Annotated in this window: 23 protein-coding genes; 8 read left to right on the top strand and 15 right to left on the bottom strand. The window is 63.2% G+C overall.

The features are described 5' to 3' along the window. Positions 1-31 precede the first annotated feature (31 nt). The 8 genes from scpA to I6F35_RS27080 form a co-directional block, all read right to left on the bottom strand. On the bottom strand, positions 32-2,188 hold the full coding sequence (gene scpA / locus I6F35_RS27045) for a methylmalonyl-CoA mutase (protein ID WP_225120708.1): 2,157 nt from the start codon (positions 2,186-2,188) through the stop codon (positions 32-34). A 231-nt stretch (positions 2,189-2,419) separates the two neighbouring features. Next, on the bottom strand, positions 2,420-2,884 hold the full coding sequence (locus I6F35_RS27050) for a GFA family protein (RefSeq protein ID WP_225120709.1): 465 nt from the start codon (positions 2,882-2,884) through the stop codon (positions 2,420-2,422). Positions 2,885-2,886: 2 nt separating this feature from the next. Continuing rightward, on the bottom strand, positions 2,887-4,752 hold the full coding sequence (locus tag I6F35_RS27055; RefSeq protein WP_225120710.1) for a methylmalonyl-CoA mutase subunit beta: 1,866 nt from the start codon (positions 4,750-4,752) through the stop codon (positions 2,887-2,889). Between the two features lie 187 nt (positions 4,753-4,939). Continuing rightward, on the bottom strand, positions 4,940-5,434 hold the full coding sequence (gene folK, locus I6F35_RS27060) for a 2-amino-4-hydroxy-6-hydroxymethyldihydropteridine diphosphokinase (protein ID WP_225120711.1): 495 nt from the start codon (positions 5,432-5,434) through the stop codon (positions 4,940-4,942). Continuing rightward, on the bottom strand, positions 5,427-5,807 hold the full coding sequence (folB, locus tag I6F35_RS27065) for a dihydroneopterin aldolase (RefSeq protein WP_225120712.1): 381 nt from the start codon (positions 5,805-5,807) through the stop codon (positions 5,427-5,429). The genes folK and folB overlap by 8 nt, the downstream gene beginning before the upstream one ends. Beyond that, the gene (folP, locus tag I6F35_RS27070) at positions 5,804-6,652 is read right to left on the bottom strand and encodes a dihydropteroate synthase (RefSeq protein WP_225120713.1); all 849 of its coding nucleotides are present in this window, start codon (positions 6,650-6,652) and stop codon (positions 5,804-5,806) included. The genes folB and folP overlap by 4 nt, the downstream gene beginning before the upstream one ends. Positions 6,653-6,707: 55 nt before the next feature. Then, a complete protein-coding gene (locus tag I6F35_RS27075; RefSeq protein WP_225120714.1) occupies positions 6,708-7,115 on the bottom strand; it encodes a DUF4332 domain-containing protein in 408 nt (135 codons plus the stop codon). A gap of 37 nt (positions 7,116-7,152) precedes the next feature. Continuing rightward, positions 7,153-7,518 (bottom strand): DUF2267 domain-containing protein, encoded by a 366-nt coding sequence (locus tag I6F35_RS27080; protein WP_225120715.1) that lies wholly within the window; start codon positions 7,516-7,518, stop codon positions 7,153-7,155. Between the two features lie 347 nt (positions 7,519-7,865). Here I6F35_RS27080 and I6F35_RS27085 point away from each other — a divergent pair, with 347 nt between their 5' ends. The 3 genes from I6F35_RS27085 to I6F35_RS27095 are packed head-to-tail and all read left to right on the top strand — an operon-like array spanning position 7,866 to position 12,268. Next, positions 7,866-9,488 carry a helicase HerA-like domain-containing protein gene (locus tag I6F35_RS27085; protein WP_225120716.1) on the top strand — a complete coding sequence of 541 codons (1,623 nt, stop codon included), beginning with the start codon at positions 7,866-7,868 and terminating at the stop codon, positions 9,486-9,488. 45 nt (positions 9,489-9,533) lie between these two features. Then, entirely contained in the window at positions 9,534-10,865 is a 1,332-nt protein-coding gene (locus I6F35_RS27090) for a glycosyltransferase family 87 protein (protein ID WP_225120717.1), read from the top strand. Further along, positions 10,865-12,268 (top strand): M20/M25/M40 family metallo-hydrolase, encoded by a 1,404-nt coding sequence (locus tag I6F35_RS27095; RefSeq protein WP_225120718.1) that lies wholly within the window; start codon positions 10,865-10,867, stop codon positions 12,266-12,268. Before I6F35_RS27090 ends, I6F35_RS27095 begins: the two co-directional genes overlap by 1 nt. Positions 12,269-12,375: 107 nt before the next feature. On the opposite strand, the gene I6F35_RS27100 is transcribed toward I6F35_RS27095, so the two are convergent. Further along, a complete protein-coding gene (locus I6F35_RS27100; RefSeq protein WP_225120719.1) occupies positions 12,376-13,155 on the bottom strand; it encodes a class II aldolase/adducin family protein in 780 nt (259 codons plus the stop codon). 109 nt (positions 13,156-13,264) lie between these two features. Continuing rightward, entirely contained in the window at positions 13,265-14,914 is a 1,650-nt protein-coding gene (locus tag I6F35_RS27105; RefSeq protein WP_225120720.1) for a glycosyltransferase family 39 protein, read from the bottom strand. 335 nt (positions 14,915-15,249) lie between these two features. Here I6F35_RS27105 and I6F35_RS27110 point away from each other — a divergent pair, with 335 nt between their 5' ends. Then, entirely contained in the window at positions 15,250-16,167 is a 918-nt protein-coding gene (locus I6F35_RS27110; RefSeq protein ID WP_346283198.1) for a DUF308 domain-containing protein, read from the top strand. 184 nt (positions 16,168-16,351) lie between these two features. Beyond that, on the top strand, positions 16,352-16,765 hold the full coding sequence (locus I6F35_RS27115) for a MucR family transcriptional regulator (protein ID WP_225120722.1): 414 nt from the start codon (positions 16,352-16,354) through the stop codon (positions 16,763-16,765). Positions 16,766-16,881: 116 nt separating this feature from the next. Here the strand turns inward: I6F35_RS27115 and I6F35_RS27120 are convergent, their stop codons facing one another. Together I6F35_RS27120 and I6F35_RS27125 are read right to left on the bottom strand one after the other, a co-directional pair. Beyond that, positions 16,882-17,313, bottom strand: coding sequence for a SufE family protein (locus tag I6F35_RS27120; protein WP_225120723.1), 432 nt, complete (start codon positions 17,311-17,313; stop codon positions 16,882-16,884). A gap of 90 nt (positions 17,314-17,403) precedes the next feature. After that, entirely contained in the window at positions 17,404-17,790 is a 387-nt protein-coding gene (locus tag I6F35_RS27125) for a DUF5330 domain-containing protein (protein ID WP_225120724.1), read from the bottom strand. A gap of 426 nt (positions 17,791-18,216) precedes the next feature. Between I6F35_RS27125 and I6F35_RS27130 the strand changes: the two genes are divergently transcribed. Together I6F35_RS27130 and I6F35_RS27135 are read left to right on the top strand one after the other, a co-directional pair. Next, positions 18,217-20,031 (top strand): ATP-binding protein, encoded by a 1,815-nt coding sequence (locus I6F35_RS27130; protein WP_225120725.1) that lies wholly within the window; start codon positions 18,217-18,219, stop codon positions 20,029-20,031. Then, on the top strand, positions 20,024-20,758 hold the full coding sequence (locus I6F35_RS27135) for a peptidoglycan-binding domain-containing protein (RefSeq protein WP_225120726.1): 735 nt from the start codon (positions 20,024-20,026) through the stop codon (positions 20,756-20,758). Before I6F35_RS27130 ends, I6F35_RS27135 begins: the two co-directional genes overlap by 8 nt. Before the next feature lie 138 nt (positions 20,759-20,896). Here the strand turns inward: I6F35_RS27135 and I6F35_RS27140 are convergent, their stop codons facing one another. Further along, the gene (locus tag I6F35_RS27140) at positions 20,897-21,190 is read right to left on the bottom strand and encodes an addiction module antidote protein (protein WP_225120727.1); all 294 of its coding nucleotides are present in this window, start codon (positions 21,188-21,190) and stop codon (positions 20,897-20,899) included. A 1-nt stretch (position 21,191) separates the two neighbouring features. Then, complete coding sequence (locus tag I6F35_RS27145; RefSeq protein ID WP_225120728.1) at positions 21,192-21,500, bottom strand: type II toxin-antitoxin system RelE/ParE family toxin; 309 nt, start codon at positions 21,498-21,500, stop codon at positions 21,192-21,194. Between the two features lie 178 nt (positions 21,501-21,678). Between I6F35_RS27145 and I6F35_RS27150 the strand changes: the two genes are divergently transcribed. Beyond that, positions 21,679-22,023: a DUF1491 family protein gene (locus I6F35_RS27150; protein WP_225120729.1), complete on the top strand. Its 345-nt coding sequence runs from the start codon at positions 21,679-21,681 to the stop codon at positions 22,021-22,023. On the opposite strand, the gene I6F35_RS27155 is transcribed toward I6F35_RS27150, so the two are convergent. After that, a complete protein-coding gene (locus I6F35_RS27155; protein WP_225120730.1) occupies positions 22,020-22,988 on the bottom strand; it encodes a DUF2336 domain-containing protein in 969 nt (322 codons plus the stop codon). The genes I6F35_RS27150 and I6F35_RS27155 overlap by 4 nt on opposite strands. Positions 22,989-23,114 lie beyond the last annotated feature (126 nt).

The raw sequence follows: 23,114 nt of genomic DNA on the forward strand, positions 1-23,114 counted from the left end.
CAACCCGCGGGCAGTTCGGTCAGTCTATCAGCTACTCCGCCGCCTCGCTATGGCCGAGGCGGGCATTGAGCTTGTGGATCAGCTCCTCGGCGGCGTCGGAGATTACGGTGCCAGGCGGGAAGATCGCTTCCGCACCGGCCTGGTACAGCGCCTCATAGTCCTGCGGAGGCACCACGCCGCCGACGATGATCATGATGTCCTCGCGGCCGTACTTCTTCAGCGCGGCCTTCAGTTCCGGCACGGCCGTCAGATGCGCGGCGGCGAGCGAGGAAACGCCGAGGATGTGCACGTCGTTTTCGACCGCCTGCCGGGCTGCCTCGTCAGCGGTGGCAAACAGCGGTCCGATATCGACGTCGAAGCCGATGTCGGCAAAGGCCGATGCGATCACCTTCTGGCCTCGGTCGTGGCCGTCCTGGCCGATCTTCGCGACCAGGATGCGTGGCCTGCGGCCTTCGGCCTCCTCGAAGGCGTCGATCAGCGCCTGCACCTTTTCGACCCGGTTGGACATGGCGGCTGCCTCCCGCTTGTAGACGCCGGTGATGGACTTGATCTCGGCACGATGGCGGCCGAATACTTTTTCCATGGCATCGGAAATCTCGCCGACGGTCGCCTTGGCGCGCGCGGCGTCGATCGCGAGCGCCAGCAGGTTGCCGTTGCCTTCGGAGGCCGAGCGGCTCAGCGCCGCCAGCGCCTGCTCGACATCCTTCTGGTTGCGCTCCTGCCGGAGCCGCTTCAGCTTGTCGATCTGCAGCCGCCGCACGTTGGTGTTATCGACCTTCAGGACGTCGATCGGTGCCTCGTTCTCCGGTTTGTACTTGTTGACGCCGATCACCGCCTGCTTGCCGGCGTCGATCCGCGCCTGCGTTTTGGCGGAAGCCTCTTCGATGCGTAGCTTCGGCACGCCAGCTTCGATCGCCTTCGCCATGCCGCCGAGTTCTTCGACCTCCTGGATATGCCCCCAGGCTTTCGCGGCGAGATCGCGGGTCAGCCGCTCGACATAGTAGGAGCCGCCCCAGGGATCGATGATCCGGTTGGTGCCGCTTTCCTGCTGCAGGAAGAGCTGGGTGTTGCGGGCGATGCGGGCGGAGAAGTCGGTTGGCAGCGCCAGCGCTTCATCGAGTGCATTGGTGTGCAGCGACTGGGTGTGTCCCTGCGTTGCCGCCATCGCCTCGATGGTCGTGCGCATCACATTGTTGAAGACGTCCTGCGCGGTCAGCGACCAGCCGGAGGTCTGGCAATGCGTGCGCAACGAGAGCGAGCGCGGGTCCTTCGGGTTGAACGGCTTAAGCAGCTTGGCCCAGAGCAGCCGCGCGGCCCGCATCTTGGCGACTTCCATGAAGAAGTTCATGCCGATCGCCCAGAAGAACGACAGCCGCGGCGCGAAGCGGTCGACATCGAGGCCGGCGGCAAGGCCCGCGCGCAGATATTCGACCCCGTCGGCGAGCGTATAGGCGAGCTCGAGATCCTGCGTCGCGCCGGCCTCCTGCATGTGGTAGCCGGAGATCGAGATCGAGTTGAACTTCGGCATGCGCTGCGACGTGAACGCAAAGATATCGGAGATGATCCGCATCGAGGGCGACGGCGGATAGATGTAGGTGTTGCGCACCATGAATTCTTTCAGAATGTCGTTCTGAATGGTGCCCGACAGCTTTTCCGGGGGCACGCCTTGTTCCTCGGCAGCCACCACGAACAGCGCGAGGATCGGCAGCACCGCGCCGTTCATGGTCATCGACACGCTCATCTGGTCGAGCGGGATGCCTGCGAACAGCGTGCGCATGTCGTAGATCGAGTCGATCGCCACGCCGGCCATGCCGACGTCGCCGGAGACGCGCGGATGATCGGAGTCGTAGCCGCGGTGGGTGGCGAGATCGAAGGCGACCGAGAGGCCCTTCTGCCCGGCGGCAAGGTTGCGGCGGTAGAATGCGTTGGAATCTTCCGCCGTGGAGAAGCCGGCATATTGCCTGATGGTCCAGGGCTGGTTGACATACATGGTCGGGTAGGGGCCGCGCAGGTATGGCGCGATGCCCGGCCACGTCTCGAGGAAATCGATGCCTTGGAGATCGGCTTCGCTATAGGCCGGCTTGACCGGGATACCTTCGGGGGTGAGCCATGGCTCCGCGCTGCCGACTGGCGCGGCGGTCGCGGCAGGCTCGAAAGCGATATCAGCGAAATTGGGAATGCGGGTCATTCCTTATTTCCTCAAACCTGTGTAATTCCGTTCGATCAATCGCTGTACATTCTTCTTGTAGACGGGATCATCCCGATAATCTTTTGAGAAACCGTCCACTCCCTTTGCTATCAGCGAACAGATCCATGCAAAGGGGTTAGTTACCCAATCCACCCACTCTATAACTCGTTCATCGCCGAACCTCGCTCAGCGTTACCACAGTGGACCCGATAGTTAGTTCGCGGGCTGTACTCAATCATGGTCTGGATGCTGGTGGCTGACGATGGTCGCCATCTTCTCCGGCCCGTAATTCTGCTGCGTGGTCTGGCTCGGCAGGTTGGCGATGCCGACCACCCAGCCGAGGCGGGATTCGCTGCCATATTGCCGGGTCGGCACCACCATGTCGGGCCGGTCGAAGGTGCCGGTCATGATCTCGATCCGGGGACCGTCGATAACGCGGAAGCTCAAGGGTGTGCCGCAGGCCGGGCAGAAATCGCGCTCGGCGATCGTGGAGGAACGGAACGACGCCGGCTTGCCGCGGGTCCAGGTGAAGTCGGCATGGTCGATGTCGGCGAAGGAGGCGAACGGGGCGCCGGAAGCCTTCTGGCACATCCGGCAATGGCAGATGCTGATCCGCGTCGGCGCCGCCGTCACGGCAAAGCGGATGGCGCCGCATTGGCAGCCGCCGGTCAGAACAGGTTTTTGGCTCGACGTCATGCTCACTCCATCCGCCGATAGGCTTCCTGCAGCGTTGCCAGCACGTCGCAGCCGGCAAAGATGAAATCAGTCACGCCGGAGGCGCGCAGTGCGGCTTCCAGTTCCCCGGGTCGTCCAGCCAGATAGATATGCCTTGTGCCAGCGGCTTGAAGGGCCTTGGCGGCCGCCGCGGCGTGTTCCGCGTAGACCTTGTCCGAGGAACACAGGCAGGCGATCGCGGCTCCCGACGCCTTGAAGGCGTCCGCAAGCGCTGCAGGGTCGGAAGATCCCTGGCTGTCGAGCGCCTCGATGCCGCCGGTCTCGAAGAAGCTTTTTGCGAACGTGGCGCGCGCGGTGAAGTCTGCGGGCGTGCCGAGATTAGCGAGGAAGATCCTCGGACGAGCACCGCCGGACTTCAGCCTTGCGTCGGATTTGTCGCGCAGCAACTCGAAAGGCTCGGCGAGCCGCATTGGCGACAGCGCGTCGAATTTGAATTTGGCCTCGCCATAAGGCGGCAGCACGATCGGCTTTGCCTCCAGCACCGTCGCATCGGCCTCGTGCAGGTTCGGAAATTCGCTGGCGCCCGTCAGCACGTCGCGGCGCTTGGCAATGTTGGTCTCGCGCGCGGCGCGCGTAGCGGCGACCTTGCGCTGGATCAGGTTCTCTCGAAGCGCGGCAAAGATGCCGCCGGCTCTCTCGATCTCCTGGAACAATAGCCAGGCCGCTTCGCAAAGTTCTTTGGTCAGCGCCTCGATGCCGCCAGAGCCCGCCGCCGGATCGGATACTTTCGCGAGATTGGATTCTTCCAGGAGGATGAGCTGCGTGTTGCGTGCGATGCGCCGCGCGAACTCGTCGGGCAGGCCGAGCGCGAGCGTGTGCGGCAGCACGGCAACGGCGTTGGCGCCGCCAAGGCCTGCGGAGAAGGCGGCCATGGTGGCGCGCAGCATGTTGACGTAGGCATCGCGCTTGGTCAGCATCCGCCAGGCGGTGTCCGCGGCGATGAACAAGGGCCGTGGCGCCAGTCCGCAGCCCTGCTCGATCCGCGCCCATAGGAGCCGCAGCGCGCGGAATTTCGCCAGGGTCAGGAACTGGTCGGCATCTGCGCTGAGCCGCGCATAGACCATGCCTTGGGCATCTTCGAGCGTGACACCTGCTTGTTCGAGGGCGCGCAGGTAGGCGACCCCGCAAGCCAGCACGAAGGCGAGTTCCTGTACCTCCGATCCGCCGGCATCATGGATCACCCGCCCATCGGCGGCGGCGAAGGGGCCCTTGAAGCCGAGCGCCACAAGGCCTTTGATCGCGCCAGTCATCGCCGGCACGATCTCGTCCCAGTCATAGGGGCTAAAGCCCCAGACCGCGCCGGCCGCCAGCGGATCGAGCCCGAAACGGATGTCGCAGTTGGCGGGAGCAAATCCCCTGCGCTTCACATACTCCGCGACATGGATCGCGGCCATTCGCGATTGCGGACCGATCTGCAGATCAAGGGCGATACCTGCATCGAGGTAGATGCCGTCGAGCACCTTGTCGACGGCTTCCGCCGTCGGCTCCAGTCCAAAACCATGGGCGCCGCTGCCGCCGGCGAAGACCAGCGCGAGGCCGGTGGCGCCATTCTCGAGATCATGCAGTGCCTGGGCATTGGCACGACGCAGATCGGGATCGTCGATCCGCTGCATGACCTGCCAGGGCGCAGCCAGGGCACGGCCGGCGACCGGGCTGGCATTGGTGGCGCGGCGATAGATCGGCTCGATCCTGATGCCGTCATAGGTCTTGCCGACGAGCTTCTCGAACGGCGCGCCCTTCAGCACGCCGTCGACCAGCTTGCGCCAGTCCTCATAGGTCGCGGGCGCAAATTCGGCCGCCAATCGCAGATCGTCAGTCGTGGTCGTCATCCGCCCTATCGTTCCTCATGTCTTCCTCGCCGTTTGGCCGGAAATTGCCATGCCAAAGCCGCCAAGCCAAACCCTGTTTTCAGTACCTTGATGCTGTAGCCCGGGTTAAGCGCAGCGCAACCCGGGACCGCTCTTAAATGTCGACGCAGACCCGGGTTGCGCGTTCCGCTCCACCCGGGCTACGCCGTCACTCGCCGAGCTCCGGGAGCCGCACGATACCGTCGGTCGAAACCGCTGTCAGCGCATCCTTGACCCTGCGTCCCGCAATGACACGGTCGGGTGCAATTTCCGCAAGCGGCACCAGCACGAAGGCGCGCTCGAACAGGCGAGGGTGCGGCAGCGTCAGTTCCGGGCGGTCGATCCTGACATCGTCATAGGCGAGCAGGTCGAGATCGAGCGTGCGCGGGCCGAAGCGGCGTTCAGGGGAGCGGTCGCGGCCGAACTTGGTCTCGACCTTCTGCAGGCAGAACAATAACGCATGGGGATCGAGGCTGGTCTCGATCTCGATGCAGGCGTTGATGAAGTCCGGCTGCTGCTCATCGCCCCAGGCTGGCGTGGAATAATCCGCAGAGCGCGCCACCAGCGCGGCCTGTGTCATGCCGCAGACTTGCGAAATGGCCTTGTTGAACGTCGCGCGGACGTCGCCGAGATTGCCGCCCAGTGCAATCAGCGCGCTAGCCATGCGCGGCCGTTTGCCGCGTGCGGATCAGCACCACGCCGACATCCTCGAAGATCGCGGCAATCGGCGCGTGCGGCTTGTGCACGGTGACCTTGACTGCGCTGACGCGGGTGAATGTCGAGAGCACGGCGTCCGCCACCGCGCCCGCTGCGCGTTCCAGGAGCTTGTAGTTGGTATCCCTGAATGCCTCGGTCGCGGTCGCCACCACGTTGGAATAGGACACCGTGTCGGCGAGTTTGTCGGTACGCGAGGATTCCGAGAGGTCGACGGAGAGTTCGAGATCGATGACGAAGCGCTGCCCGACTTCGCTCTCATGTTCCAGTACGCCGTGGCGGGCATGGATGACGATGCCGGTGATGAAGATCGTATCGGTCATTCCTGTTCCCTGATCGCTGCCGCCACCCGCAACGCTTGCACGGTTTCCGCAACATCGTGGGCGCGGATGATCTGCGCGCCGCCTTGCGCGGCGATGAGATGCGCCGCGATCGAGCCGCCGATGCGCTGGTCCGGCTCCGACGGCGTCACGGTGCTGATGAAGCGCTTGCGCGAGGCGCCGACGAGAAGCGGCAGGCCGAACGCGCGAAGCTCGGCAAGCCGCGCCAGCACCATCATGCTCTGCTGCGGCGTCTTGCCAAAGCCGATGCCGGGATCGAGCACGATCTGGTCGGCCGAAATCCCGGCCTTGGCGGCGATGTCGAGCGAACGCGCGAAGAAGGCCGAAAGATCCCGCATGATATCGATTGATGGATCGGCGCGGTCGCGGTTATGCATGATGATGACGGGCACGCGCCGCGCGGCGACCAGCGGCGCCATGCCGGCATCACGCTGCAGGCCCCAGACGTCGTTGGCGATGAGCGCGCCGTGATCGAGCGCCCATGCCACCACTTCCGATTTCATGCTGTCGATCGACACCGGCACGCCGAGCGCGACGACTTCCGCCAGCACAGGCTGCAAGCGCCGCAACTCCTCCTCCGCCGAGACCGCCTGGGAGCCGTAGGGGCGGGTGGATTCGGCGCCGATATCGATGATATCGGCGCCTTCGACGACCATCCTGCGGGCTTGGTCGAGTGCCTGCTCAGGTGCCGTAAACCGGCCGCCATCGGAAAAGGAATCGGGGGTGACATTGAGCACGCCCATCACGGCCGGATAGGGCCGGGATAGCAGCGCCGGCAGCACCGCAGTCCCGCCGGAAGGGACATCCCTTTGCATCGCAGCAATCATGCGGTCGCTTTGCGCGTCCTGCAGCGGCGAGTCAAGCCGGGAATAGCTAGCCGGCTCAGTAAGTGATCTTGGGCGGCAATTTGCGCGCGCGCTCGATCAATAGCTCGACCGATTTCTCCGAAGGCAGGACACGGACGAGCTTACGCCTGGTGTTCACTTCCTTCATGTTCTGCGCAAGCCGCGCCGGATTGCGCAGCGCGAGTTCGCGAACGGTGGTGACGCCGGCGGCACGCACCAAACCGACCTTCGCCTTGCCCATCCCGGGAATACGCATGTAGTCGGAGACGTTGGCCCATTCGAGCAATTGCTGCTCGCTGATGCCGGTCTTGGCTGCGAGCGCCTTGCGGCCCTTGACGGTGCGGGCGGCCTCCAACAGTGCGTCCGTGGTGCGAATGCCCTGAGCCTTCAATTTCGAGGCGCAATAGGCGCTCAAACCTTCGATCTCGGAAAGAGGATATGTCATGATGTCTGGTATTGAATGACTCAACCTGAGGGTGCGTTCAAGCAAATTGGCTGAGCCCTGGGGTCCCCGCGACGATCTCGCCCATCTGATCCGCTCCGAGTTTGTCGCGCCCGAACCGGAAAAGTTCACGCGCAATCTTCTGAACCTCATTCATGCTGAGGCCGAGCGCCATCAGCCTGGTGCCGACAGCCATCAATCCGCCGCCCATCAATCGCACGAGACCTGCGCTGCTGTCCGAAGCCGCAATCGCCGCTTCCGCGCCCGGAATCTGGTCGATCAGCGCTTCAACCTGGCTGGATGGCCCCTCCCGACGGAGGAAACCCAGAACTATGCCGACGGCTTTTTCGGCGATAGCGTTATCGATGCCGGCCTCGGCGGCCAGCCGTCCAACCAGTTCGTCCATCTTGCCCCGCCCTCAGCCGGCTTGCCGCCGGACCTTCCTTGGGAATTGATCTTGAGCGCCCAGGATACGAATTACAAGCGAGGAGCGCAGATGATCCCGCTTTTCGTCTTCATCACAGGCGAAGTGTTGCAGTAATGCAAGAGTGTACATGCAAACGGCGTTGTTCTATCGCGTTGCGTCATCGCCTTTTGAACGGCTCGCAAGCGAAAAAGAAGATGAGACGTGTTGCAGCCGGGCAGCAAAAAAAGCGCTGCCGGCGCTTGACAGTTTCAATCGATGGGCAAGATGCAATATGATGGACGCGTTCGGCGAAGATAGCTTCCCGATACGCGCGAAGAGGCGATGCGATGGCGACTTCCGATAACAAGATTGCCGATACGGATGAGAAGATCTTTATCGGCAAGGGCGAACAGGCGGCGTGGCTGACGCTTGCGCTCGCCAATCGCCACGGCCTTGTCACAGGTGCGACGGGAACCGGCAAGACCGTCACGCTGCAGGTGATGGCGGAAGGATTTGCGCGCGCCGGCGTTCCGGTTTTTGCTGCTGATATCAAGGGCGATCTGTCCGGGATCGCCGAAGTCGGTGAGCCCAAGGATTTCATTGTCAAGCGCGCCAGCGAGATGGGGCTGAAATTCCAGCCGGACCAGTTCTCGACGGTGTTCTGGGACGTGTTCGGCGAGCAAGGGCACCCGGTGCGCGCCACCGTCACCGAGATGGGACCGCTGTTGCTGTCGCGGATGCTTGATCTCAACGATGTCCAGGAGGGTGTTCTCAATGTCGCGTTCCGCGTCGCGGACGAGAACGGACTTACGCTGATCGACATGAAGGATCTGCGCGCGCTTCTGGATGCGATCGTGCCATCGGGCGGCAAGAAAGCCGCCGATGACGAGGAGGATCCGCTGGAGCCGATCCGGAAAGCCGCGCAGAGCTTCGGCAATGTCAGCAAGGCGACCGTCGGAACCATCCAGCGCCAGCTCCTGGTGCTGGAAAATCAGGGCGGCGCGAAATTCTTCGGCGAGCCGGCATTGACGCTGAAGGATTTCATGAAGACCGACGGCGACGGCCGCGGCATGATCAACATCCTGACGGCCGATAAGTTGATGCAGAGCCCGCGGCTCTATGCAACCTTCCTGTTGTGGATGCTTTCAGAATTGTTCGAAGAATTGCCGGAGGCCGGCGACCTGCCGAAGCCGAAGCTGGTGTTCTTCTTCGACGAGGCGCATCTCTTGTTCAACGATGCGCCGAAGGCGCTATTGGACAAGATCGAGCAGGTGGTGCGGCTGATCCGCTCGAAAGGCGTCGGCGTCTACTTCGTGACGCAGAATCCAATCGATGTGCCGGACAAGGTGCTCGCGCAATTGGGCAATCGCGTGCAGCATGCGCTACGCGCCTTCACCCCGCGCGACCAGAAGGCGGTCGCTGCCGCCGCGCAAACGTTCCGGCCCAATCCCAAGCTCGATACCGCGCGCGTGATCATGGAACTCGGCAAGGGGGAAGCGCTGGTGTCCTTCCTCGAAGGCGGCGGCACGCCGTCGATGGTCGAACGCGTGATGATCCGGCCACCGTCGGCGCGGATCGGGCCGGTCACGCCGGAAGAGCGCAAAAAGATCATCGACGCGAGCCCGTTCAAGGGCAAATATGACACTGCGGTCGATTCAGAGTCCGCCTACGAGATGCTGCAGAAGCGGATCGAGGGCACGGCGGTCACGGCAGACGGTCCGGAGGCCGGCGGAGGCGGCGGCATTCTCGGCCAGATCGGCGATATCGCCGCCACGATCTTCGGTACCAATGTCAAGCGCGGCAGGCTCTCGACCGGCCAGGTCATCGCGCGCAACGTCACCCGCTCGGTCACCAACAAGGTGATCGGCGGCATCGTGGCCGATGTCGGCAAATCGGTCGGTGGTCAGATGGGCGGCTCGATCGGACGCGCGCTGGTGCGCGGCGCGCTCGGCGGGCTGCTGCGGCGGTAATATGTATTCCCGCCGCGACCTGCCCACGATTCCTGGAACGAGCTTGTGCTGAGATATCCATCGCTTCGGGCGCCGCTCGACATCCTGTTTTTCCTCGCCTGTATCGCGCTGACCGCCGACGTGCTCGTTCCCGAGATTTTCGGGCACGGCAAAACCAAGGATTATCCGCTCTGGTATTGGGCCGGACAGCAGGTGCTGCAGGGCAAGGATCTCTATCCCGCCGATCCCCGCACCTACTTTGATTTCATCTACCCGCCGCTGCCGGCAGTGCTGCTTGCCGCGCCGAGCTACTTCGGCAAGATCGCGCTCTATCTCGCGCTCTGCCTGCTCAACATCATCGCGTGGTGGATGAGCGCGCAGTTGTCGCATGCGATGGCGGGATCGGGCCGCAAGCCGGGCTGGCTATTGGAGGCGCTGCCCGGCTTGGTCACGCTGACGTTTGTCTTCGATATGTTCGATCTCGGCCAGCCGAACCTGATCCTGCTGGCGATGATGCTGTACGGATTCTGGCTGTTGCGGCTGAAGCGGCCGTGGTTCGCGGGAAGCATGTTTGCGCTGGCGACGGCGATCAAGGTGTTTCCGGTGGCGGTATTGCCCTATCTGATCTGGCGCAGGCACTGGACGGCGGTTGCGAGTACGCTCGTGTTTCTCGCCGTGTTCCTGTTCGTGCTGCCGGCGCCGTTCCGCGGCTTCCAGCACAACGTCACGGAACTGAAGACCTGGTATCAGGGCATGGTCGGCTCGAGCTCGGAAAAAGGCTTCGGCCAGCGCGACGAGCAGAACTGGTCCTGGGTCAACCAGTCGATCATCGCGATGACGCATCGGCTGACGCGCCCGGTCAACTACAACCAGGATGATCCGTTCAAGGCCAAGCCGGCGCGCTACATGAACGTCGTCGATCTCGACTTCAGGACGTCGAACCTCATCGTGCTCGCGATCTCGCTCGCGCTCGGTCTCGGCTATATCGCGGTGATGCCATCGGCATCGCGCCGCACCGAGAAATCCGATGCGGAGGAGATCGGCATCCTGTTCTGCTTGATGACGGTCGCCTCGCCGCTGGCCCGGCAATACTACTTCCTGTGGCTGTTCTTTCCGATGACCGTCCTGATGCATCGCGCCGCCTATGATCCGCGGCCGGCGGTCAGGACCGGGACGTGGATCCTGCTGGCGCTGGCGGGCTGCCTGCTTCTCTTGTCATTGCCGCTATTTCCGATCGATGTGCAGGCCTATGGTAACAATCTCGTGGCGACCATCGTGCTCGCGGCCGGATTAGTGTGGCATATGCAGCATCCGCCTGCGGCCGCCGGCGCTTTGCCTGCCGCGGAAGCCGAGCTAGAACTTGCTGACAACAGCGCCCACAGCCAGGGAATTCAGTGATGTCCAATCCGAAGCTTCAGTCGGTCCTCGACCGCATCGACGCCGATTTCGACAACAGCCTGGAGCGGCTGTTTTCGCTGCTGCGGATCAAATCGATCTCGGCCGATCCGGCCTTTGCGGCTGACTGCAAGGCCGCGGCAGAGCATCTTGCCAAGGACATCGCGACGCTCGGCTTTTCGGCCGAGGTCAGGCCGACCGCGGGCCATCCGGCGATCGTCGCCAAGGCCAATGGCAGCGCGGATGGCCGTCCGCATGTGCTGTTCTATGGCCACTACGACGTGCAGCCAGTCGATCCGCTCGATCTCTGGCATCGTCCGCCGTTCGAGCCGGTCGTCACCGATCATGCCGACGGCCGCAAGATCATCGTTGCGCGCGGCGCGGAGGACGACAAGGGCCAGTTGATGACCTTCATCGAAGCCTGCCGCGCCTGGAAGCAGGTCGCGGGCTCGCTGCCGGTCGACATCACCATCCTGATCGAGGGCGAGGAGGAAGTCGGCTCGAAGAATTTCGTGCCGTTCCTGGAAGCGAACAAGGCGGAGCTGAAGGCCGATTTCGCGCTCGTGTGCGACACCGGCATGTGGGATCCGAACACGCCGGCGATCACCACCTCGCTGCGCGGCCTGGTCTATGACGAGGTCAAGATCAAGGCCGCCAACCGCGACCTGCACTCCGGCGTGTTCGGCGGCGGTGCGCAGAATCCGATCCGCGTGCTGACGCGCATTCTCGGCGGCCTGTTCGACGACAATGGCCGCATCACCATCCCCGGCTTCTACGACGGTGTGAAGGACCTGCCGGCGGATGTCCTCGAGCAGTGGAAGAAGCTCAACCTCACGGCGGACAGTTTCCTGAAGCCGATCGGGCTTTCGGTCCCGGCCGGCGAGAAGGATCGTCTGTTGATCGAGCAGATCTCCTCGCGCCCGACCTGCGATATCAACGGCATTGTCGGCGGCTATATCGGCGAAGGTTCGAAGACGGTGATCCCGTCGCTTGCCTCGGCCAAGATCTCGTTCCGCCTGGTCGAGGGGCAGGATCCCGCCAAGATCCGAAAGGCGTTCCGTGATTATGTGACCGCGCGTATCCCGGCTGATTGTTCGGTCGAATTCGGCGACCATTCCAGCGCGCCCGCGATCGCGCTCGACTGGAACATGAAGCCGCTCGCGGCCGCCAGGCGCGCGCTAACCGAAGAATGGGGCAAGGAGGCGGTTCTGATGGGATCAGGCGCATCGATCCCGATCGTCGCCGATTTCAAGCGCACGCTCGGCCTCGATTCGCTTCTGGTCGGCTTCGGGCTCGACGACGACAACATCCATTCGCCGAACGAGAAATACGACCTCAAGAGCTTCCACAAAGGCATCCGCTCCTGGGCACGGATTCTCGCAGCGCTCGCTGAGGCACCGAAGTAAATCCGCACGCGCCTCACAAAGCTAAAACGCCGCCCGGGATTGGGCGGCGTTTTTATTCGGTCGTGCAGAGGTTGTTGGCGACAACCTTACACGAAAATCCCGAAAATTCAATTCCTGTAGCTCGGGTCGATGCGGTCGAGCTTGCGGAGCAAAGGCGGCCAGACCAGCGTCGTCGAGCGCAATTCGGCGCGGTCGGGATTGGACAGTAGCGTGGTGTTCTTGTCGATCACGGACTGCTCGACCGGGTAGACGGTCGGGCCGAGCATGCGGGTGCGCACCTGCATGGTGCAGGCCCGCTCCAGATGGTACATGCGCTCGAACGCGGAGGCGACTGAGCGGCCGACCGTCAGCGTGCCGTGGTTGCGCAACAGCATATGGTTCTTGTTGCCGAGGTCGCGCTGCAGCCGCGGCCGCTCGTCATGATCGAGCGCGATGCCCTCGTAATCATGATAAGCGAGATCGTGGGTGACGAGCTGGGCGGTCTGGTTCAGCGGTAGCAGCCCCTCCGGGCAGCTCGAGACTGCGGTGCCGTCGGGCGTGTGCAGATGGAGCACGCAGCCGGCGTCCTCGCGCACCTCGTGGATGGCGGAATGGATGGTGAAGCCGGCGGGGTTGATGTTGTAGTCGGTCTTGGACAGCAGGTTGCCGTTGAGATCGACCTTGACCAGGCTGGAGGCTGTGATCTCCTCGAACATCAGGCCGTAAGGATTGATCAGGAAATGATGCTCCGGCCCGGGCACGCGCGCGGAGATGTGGGTGTCGACGAGATCGTCCCAGCCATAGAGCGCCACGAGGCGGTAACAGGCGGCAAGGTTGACGCGCTGTTGCCACTCGGCATCCGTCATATCGGACGGCACTTCCTTCAGGCGGGCTTCCGCTGGCGACATGACCGGCTTCTCCTGTGTGTCGATTTGTCGGCGCGAAGCGTAACCCTGCCGCTGGCCAGCAGCAAGGCGGCTTCGGCGTGACTGATATGCGGTGTCGCCGCGCGGAAGCTCAAGGGGCAGGGATTGCAAGCAGGCTCGAGATGCTGCGGCCGCGGATGTCGTAGACGCGGGCGAACACGACGTCATCGCGCTTGATCTCGACCAACACGGGCGCGGTCAGGCCCTTGCAATAGAACTCGCCGAGCGTCATGGCGAAATCGGCCGACTGGCTGTCCCAGCCGATCGTGAAGTCCGGGCCGAGCGCGACCTGCGCCGGGCGCTGCGGCCCGCAGACGGCGACCTTCCATTTGCGGTTGTGCGGCGGAATTTCCTGCCGCTCGATCAATTGCTCGCGCAGGTCATCGGACGCCTGCTTCAGGGCAAGGCCCCAGTAATCCAGCATGAACAGGTCGTCGGCACCGCGGACGGTGCCGGCGATATGGTTGAAGTGGGTATATTGATAGGGATGGAGCCGGATCATTTCGCTGAGCGGCAGCAGCAGGCCGAAGGTGAAGATGGCGAGCCCCACCGGCTGCCAGCTCCGCCGCTTTTCGCCGAGCCAGTCCATGGTGCGCGCGAAGGCATAGCCCGCCAGCACGGCCATCGGCGGAATCACGAAGATGAAATGGCGGATGCCGTTGTAGAGCGCCGGCCGCTTCACCATGGCGATCACCAGCGGCAGCGTTGCCGCCAGCGTCAGCATCAGCAGGATCGTCTTGCGCCGCGCCGTGACATCGGCGCGCGACAGCGATGTCAAGCTCATGACGACCCCCGCAACCAGGAAGCCCAGCAGCACTTCGGGAAGCTGCAGCGCGAACAGCGTCGGCAGATAGGACCACGGCATATCCGGCACCGAGACCAGTGCGCCGTCGAACATCTCCTTCCAGGGCTTTTCGAAGAAGTGCGAGAAATAGGTGACGGCCTGAAGCGGGTGGCCCGGTTCCATGATCGACCACGGCCAGATCAAGCCCATCACCAGATAGCCGAAGATCAGCGCGGGCAGCAGCACATAGACCACATGGACGAAGCGATGCGCCGCCTCGCGCGGGCCCTGCTTGCGGATCTCCTCAAGCAGCAGCGGCAGGAAGCCGACCGCCGCATAGATCAGCGCGAGTCCGCCGAGAACGCGGCAGCCGAGTGAAAGCCCGGCGCCAAATCCGACGATCAGGATGGTGCGCGGCGAGGGCGCCGGATATTCCTCGGCAAGGCGCACAAGGCCCATCAGCAGGATCGCCATTGCCACCGCGAATGGCGCATCCTTCGGATTCATGAACATGTGGCCGTAGAAGGTGGGGCACAGCGCGAGCAACAGCAGCGCGGCGAGGCCGGCGAGCGGGCCGCCCACCCGGCGGCCGAGCCGCCACGTGACCGCGAGCCCGATCACGCCAACGACGGCGCCGAGCAGCCGGCGGGTCTCGAACAGTTCGAGCGGGATGACCTTGTGCAGAAGCGCCGCGGCCATGTCGAATCCGCCGCCATACATATAGAGATTGGCGAACGACAGCGCGCCGGTGTCCTTGAAGCCGGAACCGTACATGCGCAGCAGGAGATCGGCATATTCGGCGTGGGTGTAGTCGTCCCAGCCCAGCCCGTAATCGCGGAATGTGAGGCCCGCGATCAGGGCGACCGCGCTCAGTACGACGATCGCGAGATCATCGCAGGTCTTTTCCACCGAGCGCCGCGCGGGCGTTTCGATGGCAGAAGTCGTGATGGATGACATGGCTACTGGTGACCCGGCGTCCCTCGGCCCTGATGGCGCTTTAGGGCCTCATTCCCCGGCATCCATATAGCGCAGTTCCATTACCGAGTAATTGGGAATTGTGGCGTAATTTACTGATGCGTCGCAGCAATTTGGCATCAATTGGTAGCCGGTAAATTTACGGGGACCGTGGCCGGGCGGCCAAAGGAAGAGCTGGAGGCAGGGTATCTCATGGTTCAAGATCCGGGATAGGAACCGTCTCCGGAATTGTTGGTTGGCGATGCACATAATATGACGGTATCGTGGCATTGGGGGCCGGCGCAAAGATTTGGCGCGGTTTTCGGGGGAGTTCGATGATGGTCGGGACGTTGGTCGCGGGTTTTGGCCTGCTTTTGGCAGGCCTGCTGGCGATCGGCTATGGCATTCAATACAAGGAATTCAGCGTCGGCAGCACGCTGATCCTCTCCGGTGTGTTCGGATTCTGCACCGGCCTGATCATGCTCGGTTTTTGGCTCACTGTCCGGGAGCTGCGGAACCTCGCCCAGCGTCTCGGCGCCGGGACGGCCGCAGAGTCGAGCCCGGAATTTCCGCAGTCGCCGGTCGGGCCGCGCGCCGCGCCTGCATCCGAGGGTCGCTTCGCATTCACGCGCGATCAATCGGCAGCCGAAGGTCCTGGGGGAGACGAGCCGGCTGCACCCCCAGCCGGTGCGACCCCGCCGCCATGGTATCATGAGGCTGCCGCACGCGATCGCGCCCGCAACGAAGCGCCGCCTGTTGCTCCGCCGATTGTGGAACCGCCGGAGGCTGCTGCGGCAGCGCCCAAGCGGCGCAACCTGATGTTCTCTTCCACGCGTAAGGAGCGTGAACGGGCGCAGGGGCGCGCAAGCGAGCCTTTGACGCCTGACCTGCTGACGCCGGAGTTGCGTCCGAACCCGCCGCCACCGGAAGCCGAATCGGGCGAGCCGCAGCAAGTGAACTTCGATAACGCATGGCCGAGATCGGAGCGGCAGCGAACTTCCGACCTTCCGCCGCGGCGCGTGCCCCGCACGCCGTCGACCCTGGGTGAGAGCCCCAGCGGGCCGCCGATGGCCGACCGTCGTCCGCCGCAGCCGCAGGAACAGCCGCCGGTAACGGTGCTGAAATCGGGCGTCGTCGACGGCATGGCCTATTCGCTCTATTCCGACGGCTCGATCGAGGCCCAGATGCCGGAAGGCATGATGCGCTTCGCCTCCATCGACGAGCTGCGGGCGCATCTCGACCAGCGTTCGTCGTAGACCGGGAAATACTTGCAATAGCACCGTCTTGAAAATAAAGGCGCGTAGTTCTTGCTAGATTCCGGGCAGTTCGCCCATATTTTGCAAAGTAATGGCGTGACCCCGCTGATGTATTGGCGCGGCCCGATACTGTCTGCCCGGTCCCGCCCTTGCCACTGTCCGAGCCTCAAGAGAAGGTTGCACGATGACCGATGCCACCGGCAAAAGCCCCGTCGAACTGACCGCCAACATCGTGTCGGCCTATCTCAGCAACAATCCCACCCAGGCCTCGGAGATCCCCAACCTGATCAGCCAGGTCCACGCCGCCCTGATGCGGGTCGCAAACGGACGGACCGAGGCTCCCCTCGAGCCGGCCAAGCCTGCGGTGTCCGTGAAGAAATCGGTTACGCCAGAATATTTGGTCTGCCTGGAAGACGGCAAACGGTTCAAGTCACTGAAGCGCCACCTGCGCACGCAGTACAACATGACGCCGGAACAATACCGGGAGAAATGGGGGCTGCCGGCCGACTATCCGATGGTCGCACCCAACTATGCGGTAGCGCGCTCGCAGCTCGCCAAGAAGATGGGTCTCGGCCAGCAGCAGCGGAAACGGAAATAATTGGAGCGTTTTCGAGCAAAGTGGACGCCGGTTCGCGTGAAGAAAACGCGTCAAAACAGGAATCTAGAGTTCGGTTCTGACTCCATCAGAACCCGAAACTCTAGTCTAGGAAGCATCTAGGAAGCAGCGGTAGCGAGCGTCTCGCGCGCGTCCGAGCGGATACGCTCGATCATGGAGCGCAGTCCGTTGGAGCGCTGCGGCGTCAGGTGCTCGCGGAACCCGAACTCGTCGAAGATCGCGAGCGCATCCGTCGCCAGGATTTCCTTGGGCGTGCGGTCCGAATAAAGCGTGAGCAGGATCGCGATCAGCCCGCGCACGATATGCGCGTCGCTGTCGCCGAGATAATGCAGCCGGGGCTCGCCATTGCCGGCGCGGTCGATCTTCCTGGAGAGCCAGACCTGGCTGGCGCAACCCTGCACCTTGTTGGCGGCGGAGTGCTCCTCCTCCGGCATCGGCGCGAGCATGCGGCCGAGCTCGATGACGTAGCGGTAACGGTCGTCCCACTCGTCAAGCAGCGAAAAGTTTTCCCTGATTTCGTCGATCGTCATCGTCACCCGAGTCCCATCACTCCACCGTTATATAGGGGTGCGGGCGGCCGAATGCGATGAAAATACTGCCGGTTCCGGCTTATTTTGCGGTCATGGCGCGGTCGGCGGCCGCCATTCGATGGTCTGGTCGTCGGCCGTCAGGGTGTCGCGGGATGCGACGAGGGAGACCTCGTTATTCTCTGACGAGCCGATCGAGCCGGTGTGGTCCGGCGGCTTTTTGTCAGTGATGATCTGATAGATTTTTCTCGCGCCGTCGGTGGCGCGCTGGCCGATCGCGGTTGCGGCCTGGCCGCCGACCTCGCAGGCTGCGGGCTGGCGCTTGCAGAACTGGCTCATATCGCTGACCGCGGCGGTCGCCGCCTGCACGGCTTCGGCGGCGCCGACCTGCGGCAGCTTTTCCGATTCAGGTGTCTTGTCCCTTGGCAACAGCACGAGCACGAGCCCGAGCCAGAATGCCATGCGCAGCAGGAAAAACATCTCGCGACCCCGTCATCTTCGTTTGCGGTTGATCCGCAATTCGCACGTGACTAGCAGCGGTCAATAAAACGCAAGTGTTTGCCTTGAAGTTAAATCGTCGAAAATTCGCGGAAAATGCGCGCTGAAGTCCGCACGCGTTTCGATTCGCCGTAAATTTTCGATTGATTTCGGCACGCCGCGGCAAGATGCGTGAGCCTTGCTTTGTCCACCATTTCGAAACCATAGATGATCGATCGCGGAAACCTTGCGTTCACCATCCGCGCCAAATGCACCCGTTGTGAAGTGCAAAAGCAGTGCGAATGCACAGAGTCTGGCGGCCAGGAGTGGTGCCTTAGCGTTCGCTTAAGTTCACTCTGACACGGTGAGTCCAAGATTAAGGGGGCGTTCCGGCGCGTCTTTGACGAAGGATCGGAAAGCGCGAGAGCCGTGAGTGTTTTGAGTATTATCCGCGATTGTCTCGATGCCCTGCTGCATCCGTCGGCGAGATATGACGCGTTGACGCGGGCGCGGCATCGCGCCTTCATGGCGCCGCGCCTGCTTGGCAGCCTGGCCGCGTTCGCTGCCTTTCCGGTCTATCTCGCGCTCCGCGGCGCACCGACCGCGATCGAGGTCGCGGCTTTCGCCTGGCTGATCGCGCCGATCCTGTTGTCCTGGTTCCTGTCGCGCACCGGGCGCTATGAAGGCGCGCATGTGTTGTCGTCACTGGCGCTTGCCGGCTTCGTCATGATTGTGGCGGCCGCCACCGGCGGAATCGCGTCCTTTGCCGCGGTCTGGCTCATCGTCGTTCCGATCGAGGCGGCGCTGTCGGCTTCGCGCCGCGTGGTCGCATTCGCCTTTGCGCTTTCGATGTCATGTGCGGCGGTCTTGATCGTACTCGGCCATTACCACGTGCTGCCGCCGTCAAATCTGAGCGCGCCATTGCAGGGAGCCTTAATCGGGTTCGGCGTCGTTTCCGCGACGCTCTATGCCGCGGGCCTTGCGTTCGGTGCCGAGTCGCTTGCGCGCACCAGCGTGGCGCTGCTCTATCGCGAGGAAGAACGGTATCGTCTGTTGGCGCACAATATGAGCGATGTGCTGTCGCGTCACAGCCGCAACGGGACGGTGCAATTCATCTCGCCGGCGGCGGAAGCGATGCTCGGCGTCCCGTCGCCGCGGCTGATGGGACACGGACTGTTCGATCGCGTTCATGTCGCGGATCGTCCAGCCTATCTCACCGCGCTGTCGGATGCGGCGCGGGGCGGCGAGGGACGCAGCGTCGAATTCCGTCTGCGGCGGGACGCGCCGCGCGGTTTGGCACAGTCGGCGGATTTCATCTGGGTCGAGATGCGATGCCGGCCGCTCGACCAGGTCGCAGGTGAGGGCGAGGTCGTCGCCGTGATCCGCGACATCACCGACCGCAAGATGCAGCAGGAGGCGCTGGAGCAGGCGCGCAACGCCGCCGAACAGGCGGACGCCTCGAAGACGCGGTTCCTCGCCACCATGAGCCACGAATTGCGCACGCCGCTGAATGCCATCATCGGCTTCTCCGACATGATCGCCCAGGAAGACGTGCTGATGCTCGATGCGGCGCGCCGCAAGGAGTATGCGCAGCTCATCCGTGATTCCGGCCAGCATCTGTTATCGGTGGTGAACGGCATCCTCGACATGTCGAAGATGGAGACGGGCACTTTCGAGATTGCACCCGAACCGTTCGCGCCGCGCCCGGCGCTGCTCAACTGCTGCAACCTCCTGGCCCTGAAGGCACGGGAGAGCGGCGTCGACCTGATTACCCGCGCGCCGGAGGATCTGCCCATGATGAATGGCGATCCGCGCGCCTTCAAGCAGATCACGCTCAATCTCGTATCCAACGCCATCAAATTCACCGAGCGCGGCGGCAGCGTCACAGTGTCGGCCGCAGTTGAAGGATCGCGGCTGGTATTGCGCGTCACCGATACCGGTGTCGGCATCGATGCCGACGATCTCAAACGGATCGGCAATCCTTTCTTCCAGGCTGGCAAGACCTATCAGCGCCGCCATGAGGGCACCGGACTTGGTCTGTCGATCGTGAAGGGCCTGATTGGCTTGCACCAGGGCGAGATGAGTGTAGAGAGCAAACTTGGCGAAGGCACCACTGTGACCGTGACGCTGCCATTGTCGTTTGCGCCGCCGGCCGTACAGGAGCCTTCCGGCAAGATCGCGACGCTGAAGCCCGCGTTGCGATCCGGATTACAAGAACAAGCTCAGGTGAAGAAGAGTGCCTAGAAAAGTTGCCGATGATGACGAGATGCCGCGCCGCCGCCGTCGCGGTGCGCAGGCGGTTGCGATCGAAGCCGAAGAGCGCGGCCTCGTGACGCGCGTGCTGCTGCATAGTCCGAAGGATACGGTCGCCGGCGTGCTCGCGGCTGGCGCCGTCATCGCCATCGTCACCAATGCGCTGTTCCTGCAGGCCGGCCGTCATCCGTCGCCGATGTTCGGTTCGGTGGTGACGCTGCCGCCGCCTGCCGTCGCGAACCCGCTGCCGCGTCCGCGGCCGGTCGAGGCCGCTGCGCGTCCCGTTGAATCCCAGCCCGTGGAAGCGAAGCCTGCCGAGCCCGCGAAGCCTTCCGAGTCCAGGGTGGAACCGAAAGCGTCTGACTCCAGAGCTTCCGACTCCAAGCCTTCCGATTCCAGAGCTTCGGACCCGATGACCAATCTTGTGGTGAAGTCGACTTCAGTGCCGCCAGCTCCGGCCAATGTCGCGCGGCCGCCTGCGCCGATTCCCTCGCGCGGCGAGACCACCCAGAGCGCGGGATCGAAGCGCATCGCGGCCGTGCAGCGCGCGCTCACCGAATATGGCTACGGTCAATTGAAGCCGACCGGCACCATCGGTTCCGAGACCCAGGCCGCGATCGCCAAATTCGAGCGCGACCGCAAGCTGCCGGTGACCGGTCAGATGTCGGACCGGGTCGTGCGCGAACTCCAGGCGATGATCGGACGCCCGATCGAGTAGCTTTGCGCCTGGCACTGGCCTATCGTTCGACCCGTGCGACTGAGATCACACATGAGAGGCTCTGGCGCAGGTTCGCCCGTTTCATCACGGGTTTCTTGCGCCGGCCCCGAATACTTCAGCCGACGCGGGCGTTTTTCGTTAAGCGGCATTTCTGGCGGCAAGCGTCAATCGCATTCCGAGGGGCTTCAAAGCCTTATCGAGCGTTTCAAGGGTCGGATTGCCGCCTTGTTTGAATGCCTTGTAGATCGCTTCCCGGCTCAGGCCGGTTTCTCGGGAGAACTCGCTTACGCCGCGAGCCTTGGCGATATCGCCGATAGCTGCCGCGATGAATGAGGGGTCATCGATCTCCAGCGCCGCCTCAAGGTAAGCGATTTGCTCCTCTGGAGTCTTGAGGTGATCCAGCACGTTGAAAGGTGTTGTTTTCAGGGCCATGTCAGATCTCCTTTGCCATTCGTTTCGCAGTTTCGACATCGCGCTTCTGGGTTTTCTTGTCGCCCCCGCGGAGCAAGATCACGACTGTCTTGCCGCGCTTCGTGAAATACACGCGGTATCCGGGACCGTAGTCGATCTGCATTTCATTGACGCCGCCGCCAACCGACTTAGCATCGCCTGCATTGCCAAGCTCCAAGCGGCGGATGCGGGCGACGACGCGAGCAACGGCCTGGGTGTCGCCAAGGTTGGCGATCCACGTGGAGAAGGCTTCGGTCTGAGTGACTTGCACTATGTGCACTAAGATACACATAGTGACGCAGATGTCAACTATAGTACACAAGGAAAAATTTGGCTCGCTCGTCTTAGCGACGCTCGGGTACATTTGGCACGAGCAGGATAAATATTTCCGCGGGCCGAAAGGCGGCCGGCTGAGGTTGTATGTTCGCGGAAGCTGTAAGTGTCACCTCAAAATATCGATGGGTTAGCCTGTGCGTCTAAAATCAAGCATCTGGGTGTCCGCATATCTGCGGCGCTGTCAGAAAGAAGGTGTTTTTGGCGCCGTGCGCCGCCGCGGCGCGGAGGAGGCGGGGGCGGTGTTCGTCAAGGTGGCGCTGCTCGACGGCAACGCCATGCTTTACACGCCCGCGCCGCAGACGGCTTATGAAGACAGCCGGCCATTTGACCGCATCTTCGTGCCGATGACGAAAGAGCCGGTACCGGAGTCATCGGTGGAGCAACGGCTTGCCAAGGAAATCCGCTTCGATCCCGATGCCTGGGTCGTCGAAACCGAGGACAAGGCCGGGCGGCACTTTCTGGACCTGGCGAAGGGTTAGCGTCCGCCCTGCGAGCGGATCGCGGGCACATCGCCCGGCTGAACGGCCGGGCGCTTCTCAGCGGACACGGAGCGCGTCCGATGACGCTCGTCATCATAGAGCGAAGGACGATATTTGGCGCGCGCGACTGCCATGGTCGAGCCGCGCCACGCCGCCAGCATGATAAGCGCCGTGCGTTCCTCCAGCCGATCGTACATTCGCGACAGGCGGAAGACGTAGTGCACCGATGAACCCAGCGCCGGATTGAGGAACATCAGCACGCGCTGGAACACCGGGCCCGGCATGTTGAGCGCTCTCGCCGCGCAGGCCAGCGGCTCGCCGCTGGGATCATTCACCACCTGCTCGGCAATGCGCGATGGCAGGATCAGGGCTTCGCCAATCTCGCGTGCGAAATTCTCGATGTCCCCGGCGAAGGCCGCCATCTCCAGGATCTCGATGGCGCGGGCCGCGCGCGCTGCTGGAATCCGCGCCGAGGCCTTCAGCGGCGTCTGCACGATGTTCTGCAGGATCTGGACCCGTTCACCCGCCGTCGCGGCAAAGAACATGTCGGTGATCTCTGCGGCATCGTTGGGCCGCATTGCAAGGCTCGATGCCATCCGAAGCTGCGCCTCGGTCGGAAGCTTGACTGATGATGGCGGAGACGGCGGCGCCGGGATTTCAGCGGCGACCGGCAACGGCTGGTCCGGGTCGGTGCGCCGCAGGCGGAGCTTGTCGAGAAGCTCCTCCGGCGTCGCCGGATAGACCGAGAGCCGTGCCCGCACCGCCGCGCGCGTCGCATCATCCACCTGGTCGATCAGGCGCGAGGCCAGCTCGACGAACTGCCGCTCTTCATCGGCGGAGTGGGCTTTGGTCTGCACATAGAGGTCGGTGAGCACGCGCAGCAGCGTCGGGCGGATGTCGACGCCCTCGCGACGAGAGAGGGTCATCAGCCCGTCGAGGCCCGGAATGACTGGAGCTGCGCTCATGGGAAGGCGTACGCGACTTTCGAAATGCGCAAAACGTTCTGACGCCAGCCTATGTCGGCGGCTTTAAGAGCCGGTTAAGGAAAACGAGCCGTGAAGGCATCCGCTCAAATGTGAACTATCTGACGG

The organism is Bradyrhizobium sp. BRP22 (assembly GCF_020194175.1).
Taxonomy (GTDB): domain Bacteria; phylum Pseudomonadota; class Alphaproteobacteria; order Rhizobiales; family Xanthobacteraceae; genus Bradyrhizobium.

What these genes read in the sequence shown, in the direction of transcription:
- I6F35_RS27080 (WP_225120715.1), bottom strand. Translation starts at nt 7,518, where the DNA reads ATGGACGAACTGGTTGGACGGCTGGCCGCCGAGGCCGGCATCGATAAC.
- I6F35_RS27155 (WP_225120730.1), bottom strand. Translation starts at nt 22,988, where the DNA reads ATGAGCGCAGCTCCAGTCATTCCGGGCCTCGACGGGCTGATGACCCTC.
- I6F35_RS27105 (WP_225120720.1), bottom strand. Translation starts at nt 14,914, where the DNA reads ATGTCATCCATCACGACTTCTGCCATCGAAACGCCCGCGCGGCGCTCG.
- folK (WP_225120711.1), bottom strand. Translation starts at nt 5,434, where the DNA reads ATGGCTAGCGCGCTGATTGCACTGGGCGGCAATCTCGGCGACGTCCGC.
- I6F35_RS27140 (WP_225120727.1), bottom strand. Translation starts at nt 21,190, where the DNA reads ATGGCCCTGAAAACAACACCTTTCAACGTGCTGGATCACCTCAAGACT.
- folP (WP_225120713.1), bottom strand. Translation starts at nt 6,652, where the DNA reads ATGATTGCTGCGATGCAAAGGGATGTCCCTTCCGGCGGGACTGCGGTG.
- I6F35_RS27075 (WP_225120714.1), bottom strand. Translation starts at nt 7,115, where the DNA reads ATGACATATCCTCTTTCCGAGATCGAAGGTTTGAGCGCCTATTGCGCC.
- I6F35_RS27120 (WP_225120723.1), bottom strand. Translation starts at nt 17,313, where the DNA reads ATGACGATCGACGAAATCAGGGAAAACTTTTCGCTGCTTGACGAGTGG.
- I6F35_RS27145 (WP_225120728.1), bottom strand. Translation starts at nt 21,500, where the DNA reads ATGTGTATCTTAGTGCACATAGTGCAAGTCACTCAGACCGAAGCCTTC.
- scpA (WP_225120708.1), bottom strand. Translation starts at nt 2,188, where the DNA reads ATGACCCGCATTCCCAATTTCGCTGATATCGCTTTCGAGCCTGCCGCG.
- I6F35_RS27125 (WP_225120724.1), bottom strand. Translation starts at nt 17,790, where the DNA reads ATGTTTTTCCTGCTGCGCATGGCATTCTGGCTCGGGCTCGTGCTCGTG.
- I6F35_RS27050 (WP_225120709.1), bottom strand. Translation starts at nt 2,884, where the DNA reads ATGACGTCGAGCCAAAAACCTGTTCTGACCGGCGGCTGCCAATGCGGC.
- I6F35_RS27100 (WP_225120719.1), bottom strand. Translation starts at nt 13,155, where the DNA reads ATGTCGCCAGCGGAAGCCCGCCTGAAGGAAGTGCCGTCCGATATGACG.
- I6F35_RS27085 (WP_225120716.1), top strand. Translation starts at nt 7,866, where the DNA reads ATGGCGACTTCCGATAACAAGATTGCCGATACGGATGAGAAGATCTTT.
- I6F35_RS27095 (WP_225120718.1), top strand. Translation starts at nt 10,865, where the DNA reads ATGTCCAATCCGAAGCTTCAGTCGGTCCTCGACCGCATCGACGCCGAT.
- I6F35_RS27115 (WP_225120722.1), top strand. Translation starts at nt 16,352, where the DNA reads ATGACCGATGCCACCGGCAAAAGCCCCGTCGAACTGACCGCCAACATC.
- folB (WP_225120712.1), bottom strand. Translation starts at nt 5,807, where the DNA reads ATGACCGATACGATCTTCATCACCGGCATCGTCATCCATGCCCGCCAC.
- I6F35_RS27055 (WP_225120710.1), bottom strand. Translation starts at nt 4,752, where the DNA reads ATGACGACCACGACTGACGATCTGCGATTGGCGGCCGAATTTGCGCCC.
- I6F35_RS27110 (WP_346283198.1), top strand. Translation starts at nt 15,250, where the DNA reads ATGGTCGGGACGTTGGTCGCGGGTTTTGGCCTGCTTTTGGCAGGCCTG.